This is a genomic window from Sphingomonas endophytica (assembly GCF_001476895.1).
Taxonomy (GTDB): Bacteria; Pseudomonadota; Alphaproteobacteria; order Sphingomonadales; family Sphingomonadaceae; genus Sphingomonas; species Sphingomonas endophytica_A.
Window position 1 is genome coordinate 35809 of the sequence record NZ_LDTB01000058.1, and the last position, 8781, is coordinate 44589.

Annotated in this window: 10 protein-coding genes; 5 read left to right on the top strand and 5 right to left on the bottom strand. The window is 66.7% G+C overall.

Annotation, left to right across the window (positions count from 1 at the left end; translation table 11 throughout):
- The first annotated feature begins 13 nt into the window (after positions 1-13).
- The 3 genes from carB to NS334_RS13440 all read left to right on the top strand — a co-directional run bounded on the left by carB (position 14) and on the right by NS334_RS13440 (position 4700).
- Complete coding sequence (gene carB / locus NS334_RS13430; RefSeq protein ID WP_058756467.1) at positions 14-3358, top strand: carbamoyl-phosphate synthase large subunit; 3345 nt, start codon at positions 14-16, stop codon at positions 3356-3358.
- Positions 3359-3445: 87 nt separating this feature from the next.
- Complete coding sequence (gene greA / locus NS334_RS13435; protein ID WP_058756468.1) at positions 3446-3922, top strand: transcription elongation factor GreA; 477 nt, start codon at positions 3446-3448, stop codon at positions 3920-3922.
- 1 nt (position 3923) lies between these two features.
- A complete protein-coding gene (locus tag NS334_RS13440) occupies positions 3924-4700 on the top strand; it encodes an APH(3') family aminoglycoside O-phosphotransferase (protein WP_058756469.1) in 777 nt (258 codons plus the stop codon).
- 231 nt (positions 4701-4931) lie between these two features.
- On the opposite strand, the gene NS334_RS13445 is transcribed toward NS334_RS13440, so the two are convergent.
- The 5 genes from NS334_RS13445 to NS334_RS13465 all read right to left on the bottom strand — a co-directional run bounded on the left by NS334_RS13445 (position 4932) and on the right by NS334_RS13465 (position 6990).
- Complete coding sequence (locus tag NS334_RS13445) at positions 4932-5162, bottom strand: DUF4170 domain-containing protein (RefSeq protein WP_058756470.1); 231 nt, start codon at positions 5160-5162, stop codon at positions 4932-4934.
- Between the two features lie 185 nt (positions 5163-5347).
- On the bottom strand, positions 5348-5800 hold the full coding sequence (locus tag NS334_RS13450; protein WP_058756471.1) for a hypothetical protein: 453 nt from the start codon (positions 5798-5800) through the stop codon (positions 5348-5350).
- The gene (locus tag NS334_RS13455) at positions 5797-6117 is read right to left on the bottom strand and encodes a hypothetical protein (protein ID WP_058756472.1); all 321 of its coding nucleotides are present in this window, start codon (positions 6115-6117) and stop codon (positions 5797-5799) included. The genes NS334_RS13450 and NS334_RS13455 overlap by 4 nt, the downstream gene beginning before the upstream one ends.
- A complete protein-coding gene (locus NS334_RS13460; protein ID WP_058756473.1) occupies positions 6114-6452 on the bottom strand; it encodes a phage holin family protein in 339 nt (112 codons plus the stop codon). Before NS334_RS13460 ends, NS334_RS13455 begins: the two co-directional genes overlap by 4 nt.
- Before the next feature lie 4 nt (positions 6453-6456).
- Positions 6457-6990, bottom strand: coding sequence for a hypothetical protein (locus tag NS334_RS13465; protein WP_058756474.1), 534 nt, complete (start codon positions 6988-6990; stop codon positions 6457-6459).
- A 133-nt stretch (positions 6991-7123) separates the two neighbouring features.
- On the opposite strand from NS334_RS13465, the gene eno reads away from it, so the two are divergent.
- Entirely contained in the window at positions 7124-8407 is a 1284-nt protein-coding gene (gene eno, locus NS334_RS13470; RefSeq protein ID WP_058756475.1) for a phosphopyruvate hydratase, read from the top strand.
- A 39-nt stretch (positions 8408-8446) separates the two neighbouring features.
- Positions 8447-8761, top strand: a complete 315-nt coding sequence (locus tag NS334_RS13475) for an FtsB family cell division protein (protein WP_058756476.1) — start codon at positions 8447-8449, stop codon at positions 8759-8761.
- Positions 8762-8781: the final 20 nt, after the last annotated feature.

Genomic DNA, 8781 nt, shown 5'->3' on the forward strand with positions numbered 1-8781 from the left:
TCGGCGAGAAATAATGCCCAAACGCACCGACATCTCCTCCATCCTCGTCATCGGCGCGGGTCCGATCGTTATCGGGCAGGCGTGCGAGTTCGATTATTCGGGCACGCAGGCGATCAAGGCGCTCAAGGAAGAGGGCTATCGCATCGTCCTGGTCAATTCGAACCCGGCGACGATCATGACCGATCCCGAGCTGGCCGACGCGACGTATGTCGAGCCGATCACGCCCGAAGTGGTCGCGAAGATCATCGAGAAGGAGCGGCCCGACGCGGTGCTGCCGACGATGGGCGGGCAGACCGCGCTCAACACCGCGCTGGCGCTGTTCCGCGGCGGCACGCTCGAAAAGTTCGGCGTCACGATGATCGGGGCCGATGCCGATGCGATCGACAAGGCCGAGGATCGCCTGAAGTTCCGCAACGCGATGGACAAGATCGGGCTGGAAAGCGCGCGCAGCCACATCGCGCACAGCGAGAAGGAAGCGCTCGAGGGCCTTGAGAAGGTTGGCCTTCCCGCGATCATCCGCCCCAGCTTTACGCTCGGCGGGACGGGCGGCGGCATCGCGTACAATCGCGAGGAATTCATCGAGATCGTCCGCAAGGGGCTGGACGCCTCGCCGACCACCGAGGTGCTGATCGAGGAATCGCTGCTCGGCTGGAAGGAATATGAGATGGAGGTGGTCCGCGACCGCGCGGACAATTGCATCATCATCTGTTCGATCGAGAATGTCGATCCGATGGGCGTCCACACGGGCGATTCCATCACCGTCGCGCCGGCGCTGACGCTGACCGACAAGGAATATCAGATCATGCGGAACGCCAGCATCGCGGTGCTGCGCGAAATCGGCGTGGAAACAGGCGGTTCGAACGTGCAGTTCGCGGTCAATCCGAAGGATGGCCGGTTGATCGTGATCGAGATGAACCCGCGCGTGTCGCGCTCCTCGGCCTTGGCGTCGAAGGCGACCGGCTTCCCGATCGCGAAGGTCGCGGCGAAGCTGGCGGTCGGCTATACGCTCGACGAGATCGAGAACGACATCACAGGCGCGACCCCGGCGTCGTTCGAGCCGACGATCGATTACGTCGTCACGAAGATCCCGCGCTTCGCCTTCGAGAAGTTCAAGGGCGCCGAGGCGGTGCTCGGAACCGCGATGAAGAGCGTCGGCGAAGTCATGGCGATCGGGCGCAATATCCACGAATCGATGCAGAAGGCGTTGCGCGGTCTGGAGACGGGGCTGTCGGGCTTCAACCATGTCGACCGGCTGGTCGGCGCGCCGCGCGCCGAGATCGAGGCGGCGCTCGCCTCGCCGACCCCCGACCGGCTGCTGGTCGCCGCCCAAGCCCTTCGTGAAGGCTTCACTGTCGCCGAGGTTCATGCGATCGCCAAGTACGATCCATGGTTCCTGGAGCGGATGGCCGAGATCGTCACCGCCGAGAATGAGGTGATGGAGAACGGCCTGCCGATCGACGCGGCCGGAATGCGCCGGCTGAAGGCGATGGGCTTCTCCGACAAGCGCCTCGCGTGGCTGGCGCTGCAGTCGGCGAACCTGCGCGGGATGCAGCGGGGCATCGCGCGCGGATCGGGGCTGATCCACGAGGCGGTCAAGGCGATGACCGGCGGCGTGACCGAGGATGAGGTGCGCGAGCATCGCCTGAAGCTGGGCGTGCGTCCGGTCTTCAAGCGGATCGACACCTGCGCGGCCGAGTTCGAGGCCAAGACGCCGTATATGTATTCGACCTATGAAGCGCCCAGCTTCGGCGAGCCGGAGAACGAGGCGCTGCCGTCCGACCGGCGCAAGATCGTCATTCTGGGCGGCGGGCCGAACCGGATCGGGCAGGGGATCGAGTTCGACTATTGCTGCTGTCACGCCTGCTTCGCGCTGGCGGATGCGGGCTATGAGACGATCATGGTCAATTGCAATCCGGAGACGGTGAGCACCGACTATGACACGTCGGACCGCCTCTATTTCGAGCCGCTGACCGCCGAGGACGTGCTGGAGATCCTGCACGTCGAGCAGTCGAAGGGTGAACTGGTCGGCGTGATCGTGCAGTTTGGCGGGCAGACGCCGCTGAACCTGGCGCGCGCGCTGGAAAAGGCGGGGATCCCGATCCTGGGCACCAGCCCGGACGCGATCGACCTGGCCGAGGATCGCGAGCGGTTCGCGGCGCTGGTCAACCGGCTCAAGCTGCTCCAGCCCGCCAACGGCATCGCGCGCAGCCGCGAGGAGGCGCTGAACGTCGCCAACCGCATCGGCTATCCGGTACTGATGCGCCCCAGCTATGTGCTGGGCGGGCGCGCGATGGAGATCGTCGACAGCGATCAGCAGCTCGAAGACTACATTCAGACCGCAGTGCAAGTGTCTGGAGACGCACCGGTTCTGATCGACCAGTATCTGCGCGATGCGATCGAGGTCGACGTCGATGCGATCTGCGACGGCGAGGATGTGGTGGTCGCGGGCGTGCTCCAGCATATCGAGGAAGCGGGGGTCCATTCGGGTGACAGCGCCTGCTCGATCCCGCCTTATTCGCTGCCGCCGGAGATCATCGCCGAGATCGAGCGGCAGGCCGAGGCGCTGGCGCATGGCCTGAGCGTCGTCGGGCTGATGAACATCCAGTTCGCGGTCAAGGACGGGCAGGTTTACCTGATCGAGGTCAATCCGCGCGCCAGCCGCACCGTGCCGTTTGTCGCCAAGGCGATCGGCACCCCCATCGCCAAGCTGGCCAGCCGTGTGATGGCGGGCGAAAAGCTGCGCGATCTGCCGACGATCGACCGCAACATCGATTATTATGCGGTCAAGGAAGCGGTGTTCCCGTTCGCGCGCTTCCCCGGCATTGATCCGGTTTTGTCGCCGGAGATGAAGAGCACCGGCGAAGTGATGGGAATCTCGACCGATTTCACCACCGCCTTCGCCAAGTCGCAGCTGGGTGCAGGCACTGTCCTGCCCACGAGCGGCGCGGTGTTCGTCAGCGTTAAGCCGGGCGACAAGGAAGCAATCGTCCCCGCCGTCCGTGCGCTGGTGGAGGCCGGGTTCGCGATCGTCGCGACCGCCGGCACCGCTGATCATCTGTCGCGCGCCGGCTTGCCGGTCGAGACGATCAACAAGGTCGCACAGGGGCGACCGCATATCGTCGACCGTATCAAGGACGGCGCGATCGCGCTGATCTTCAACACCACCGAAGGGTGGCAGAGCCTGAAGGACTCGCAGCCGATCCGCGCGTCGGCGGTGAACGGCAAGGTGCCGTACTTCACCACCGCTTCGGCGGCGGTGCAGGCAGCGCAGGCGATCCATGCCGCGGTGAAGGGCGATGGTTCGCGCAACCTTGAAGTGCGGCCGCTGCAATCCTATTATTCGCAGCCGCACAACTGATCCCCGGACATATGTGCTGATGAAGGGGCGGCCACCACAGGGAGGGGGCCGCCCTTCGGGGATGCGTTTTTACGAAGGAAAAGGGCGATGGCGACCGTCGAGAAGATGCCGATGCTGCAGGAAGGCTATGAAAAGCTGACTGCGGACCTCAAGCGGCTCAAGACCGAGCGCCCGCTGATCGTCGACGCGATCGAGGAAGCGCGCGCGCACGGCGACCTGTCGGAGAACGCCGAATATCATGCCGCCAAGGAGCGGCAGGGTCAGGTCGAGGCCACGATCGCCGATATCGAGGACAAACTGAGCCGGGCGCAGATCATCGATCCGCGCGACCTGTCGGGTGACAAGATCGTCTTCGGCGCGACCGTCACCTTGCTCGACGAGGACGACAAGCCGGTGACGTATCAGATCGTCGGCCAGACCGAGGCCGATGCGAAGACCGGCCGCATCAGCTACAATTCGCCGCTCGGCCGTGCGTTGATCGGCCGCAGTGTCGACGATGAGGTCGAGGTGTCGGTGCCGGCGGGCGACCGTTACTATCTGGTGTCGAAGATCGAGTTCATCTGACATGCGACTACCGGACGCGATCGCCGCAAGGGTCGGCGATCGGCGTCCGGAAGCGGTCGCCGACGGGCAGTCGGGCGCGGCGGTCTATCGCATGCGCGGGGATGGCGGCGATCTTTTCCTGAAAGTGGGTGAGGGCGATGCCGCCGTGCTGGTGGCGGCGGAGGCGGCACGGCTGGCGTGGCTGGCCGATCGCGCGCCGGCATCGCGTATCGTGGCGACGGTCGAGACGGACGGTGCGTGCTGGCTGCTGAGCACCGCCTTGCCCGGCCTGTCGGCGGGCGCGTTCATCAAGGCGGATCGTCGTCGCGCAGTGGCGGTGGCCGAAACGCTGGCCGGCTTCCTTCGACGGCTTCACGCCCTGCCGGTCGCGGAATGCCCGTTCGATTCGAGTGTCGCGGCGTGGTTGCCGGTCGTGCGCGATCTGGTCGCGAGGGGCCGTGTCGATACCGGCGATTTCGACGACGACCATGCCGGCTGGAGCGCGGCGCGCGTGCTGGCGACGGTCGAGGAACTGGCGCACCATGCCGAGGGACAGGTGGTCGTGCATGGCGACTTCTCGCTGGGCAACGTCATGCTTGACGAGGCGGGGGTGGTCCTCGGGTGCGTGGATGTCGGGCGGCTGGGCGTCGGCGACCCGTGGCGCGACATCGTCATCGGCTGGCGCGACCTGGGCGGGTTCGGCGAAGCGGCGCAACGCGCCTTTCTGGCGGAACTGGGGATCGCGTCGCTCGGCGGGCCGCGACTGGACCTGCACCGGGCGCTCGACGAGCTGTTCTGAGTCGGGGGCCATGGCCGATCCCCGCGGGTGAACGCGCGACGGCAGTGCCGCGCTTCAAGACGATGCTGTTCGCGCGGAGGCGCAGAGGCGCGGAGATGATGGCACCGCCGCGGACGCCGCTTTTCTATCTCGATCGAGGCCGACGCGGGCGCTACCGCGCCCGATGCACCTCCGCGCCTTGCGTATGAACAAATATCCTTCACGTCTTTCCGAACGTTCGGGGCGCTCGGCTCAGGCGGCCGGAGTCGTCGTCAGATCCGGCTCGAGCAATCGGTGGAGGTGGACCACGACATATTTCATTTCCGCATCGTCGACCGTGCGCTGCGCGGCGGCGCGCCACGCCTTTTCGGCACTGGCATAATCGGGGAACACCCCGACGACATCGATGGATTTCAGATCGTCGAACTCGAGGGTGCGGGGATCGCTGACGCGACCGCCGAACACCAGATGAAGCTTGCTCATGCACGCGCTCCCGGCACGGGGTTGATCGTCACCGCCCGCCCGACCGTGCCCCGACCCGGATACGGCAAGAGCGGACGACGACGCGAACGCCATCTATCCGCTCTCCCGTTAACATCGGATCGACGCCGCATCGGACCGCCGGTATACGACGACCTGTAGCGCGGCGCGCGGCCGGTTTGAAGGGGTCAGGACGCGCTCTTGACCTGCGCCTTACCCGCCTGTGCCGCCGCCGATCCGGCGGTGCCCGCCGCCTTCAGCACGCCCTGGAACAGCGATTTCGCCTGATCGCGCGCCGCGTTCGGCGTGAGGCCTAGCTGATCGAGCTCCGACCGGCCCGCTTCCTTCGCCGCGTCCAGCGCGGCGGTGGCGGCGGCGTTCAGCTTGCGCCCGACGGAGGCGAGCAACTCTTTCTCCCGCTGACTGCGCGGCAGCACGGCGGCGACGATCGCGCCGAGCACCAAACCACCGGCAAGTACCGCCAGCGGGTTGGTCTCCAGCGCCTCGCCGGCCTTGTGCGCGGCATCCTCGGCCCTGTGCTTGGCCGTGTCCAGCGCGTGCGAGGCGGTGTCGACGACAGTGTCGATGCCGTCGCGCAGGCGGCCGTGCTGCTCGTGATCCTTGGTGTGTTGGTCGGTCATGATCCAATCCTTTCGGCCGGAAGGGCAGATTTCTGGGCAACGGGCGGCTTCGCGGCGCCGAGGAGACGTCCGATCCGCTTGCGCGCCAATAGCACGACCAGAACGGTCGCCGCCCCCGCGATGGTCGCGGGGTTGCGGCGGGCCGCATCGGCCCCCGCGCGTGCGAGTTGTTCGCCGCCATCGGTGATCTGGTCGAGCGCGTTGCGCGCGAGGCGGTGCGGCTCGAGTTGATGCTGCAATCGCTGCGCGGTGCCGTTCAGGCGCTCGCGGGCCGCAAGCGCGTGGGCCTGAGCCAGCGATACGTCCCGCCCGGTCATTCGGTGGCTCCCGTCGATAGCGCCGACTTGCCCGACAGGGCGAACACGCCAGCGATCAGCAACGTGCCGCCGATCACCACCGCCGTCGCCCAGCCGGGGCCGATCAGCGTGGCGAGCGACAGGATCAACCCCACCAGCAGCGCGATCAACGCCGCCAGCGCGAGCACGCCGGCGATCGCGAAGCGGATCGCCGCCGCCTTGTAGCGGGTGACGGCGAAGCCGGCGCGCGCTTTGGCCAGCGCGATCTCGGCTTGCGCCACGTCACGCGCGTCGCTGGCGAGTTGGGAAACGAGGTGCGGTATGCTGTCGGGCAACACGCCGTCGCGTACGTCCATGATGTCAGGCGTCGCGCTGATCGATACCGGCGCTGACGAGCCGCGCGACGACGAAGCCCAGGCCGGCCGCCACGCCCACGGCGACCGCAGGGCTCTTCTGGACCAGCGCGCGCGCGTCCGCGATCAGATCGTCGACGCTTTTCTGGTCGATGGTGCTGGAGAAGCCCTGCACGCGATCGGCCGCCGAACGGGCGTACTGGCCATATTGCGCACCGAGCTTCTCATCGACCTGCGCGGCGGCGTCGGTCAGCAGCTGCGAGAAGTGAGTCAGCGCCTCGCTTGCCTTCACCTTGCCTTCCTCGGCAAAACCACGGGCCTTCTCGGTCGCCTGTTCGCGACCCTTGGCGACATTGTCGCGTACCGCCTGCCGGGCATCGGCCAGCGCGCCGCCGGTGGCGGGCGCCTCGTCGGCCGGCGTGAAATCGACCCCGGCGTCTTTCAGCGGCGCGGCTGGGGTAAAAGCGGCGTCCGCGGGCGGCGGGGATGCATCCGCTGCGCTGCTCGGCTGAAGCGTATCGCGATCCTGCTGGTCGGCCATGATCAATCCTTCCCTGGTCGAAGTCGAACAACCCCGGTGGCCGCAACGCGGTTCCATCGCGTTGCAGCATCGACGCCCGCCCGCTAGAGGCGAGGCGCCCAGTCTGTCGGGCGCAAACTAGGAGGATCGTTTCGTGACCGCAATCATCGACCTGCACGGGCGCCAGATCATCGACAGCCGCGGGAACCCGACCGTCGAGGTGGACGTGCTGCTCGACGACGGCAGCTTCGGTCGCGCAGCGGTGCCGTCAGGCGCCTCGACCGGCGCGCACGAGGCGGTCGAGCGCCGCGACGGCGACAAGACCCGCTGGGGCGGCAAGGGTGTCGACGGCGCGGTCGAGGCGGTCAACGACGAGATCGCCGAACTGATCATCGGACTCGACGCCGAGGACCAGCTCGAGATCGATCAGGCGATGATCGAGCTGGACGGCACCGAGAACAAGAGCCGGCTGGGCGCCAACGCGATCCTGGGCGTCAGCCTGGCGGTGGCGAAGGCGGCGGCGGATGCGCGCGGCCTGCCGCTGTATCGCTATGTCGGCGGTCCGGCGGCGCATGTCCTGCCGGTGCCGATGATGAACATCATCAACGGCGGCGAACATGCCGACAACCCGATCGATTTCCAGGAATTCATGGTCGTGCCGGTCGGCGCGCCCTCGCTGGCGGAGGCGGTGCGCTGCGGCTCCGAAATCTTCCACACGCTGAAGAAGGGGCTGAGCGAGAAGGGCCTGGCGACCGCCGTCGGCGACGAGGGCGGTTTCGCGCCGAATCTCGCCAGCACCACCGACGCGCTCGACTTCATCATGACATCGATCGAGCGCGCCGGTTACAAGCCGGGCGACGACGTGATGCTGGCGCTCGACTGCGCGGCGACCGAATTCTTCAAGGACGGCAAATATGTCATTTCCGGCGAGAATCTGACGCTGGAGCCGGGCGCGATGGCCGATTATCTCGCCGACCTCGCCGCACGCTATCCGATCTTCTCGATCGAGGACGGCATGGCCGAGGACGATTTCGAGGGCTGGAAGGCGCTGACCGACGCGATCGGTAATAAGGTGCAGCTGGTCGGCGACGATTTGTTCGTCACCAATCCGAAGCGGTTGAAGGACGGGATCGCACAGGGCCTCGCCAACTCGCTGCTGGTGAAGGTCAACCAGATCGGCACGCTGTCCGAAACGCTGGAGGCGATCCGCATCGCCGAGCGCGCCGGCTATACCGCCGTCATGTCGCATCGTTCGGGCGAGACCGAGGATTCGACGATCGCCGATCTGGCGGTCGCCACCAACTGCGGCCAGATCAAGACCGGCAGCCTCGCGCGGTCGGACCGGCTCGCCAAGTACAACCAGCTCATCCGCATCGAGGAGGAACTGGGCAGCGTCGCGCATTATGCGGGCCGCGACGTGCTGCGCGCGCGCGGATAACACTTGCCAAGGGCATGGCGATTCGCGCATCGAGTCGCCATGGCCCGCAAGACCAATCGCCTGACCCAGACGCTGCGCCGCGCCGCCTTTCCGGCGTTGTCGGTAGCCGTGATGGTGTTTTTCGGCGCCTATGCGGTGCTGGGACCGAACGGGCTGATCGCGCTGGGCGATTATAAACGGCAACTGGTCGCGCGGGAACGCCAGTTCGCGGCGCTGGATCAGCGCCGCGAGATGCTGAAGAATCGCGTCAGCCTGCTCGACCCACGCCATGCGAACCCTGACATGGTGGACGAACTGGTCCGCAAGGAACTGAACGTCGCCCATCCGGACGAGGTGATCGTCCCGCTAAAGTGAGGCGCTGCCGCGCGGCAGCG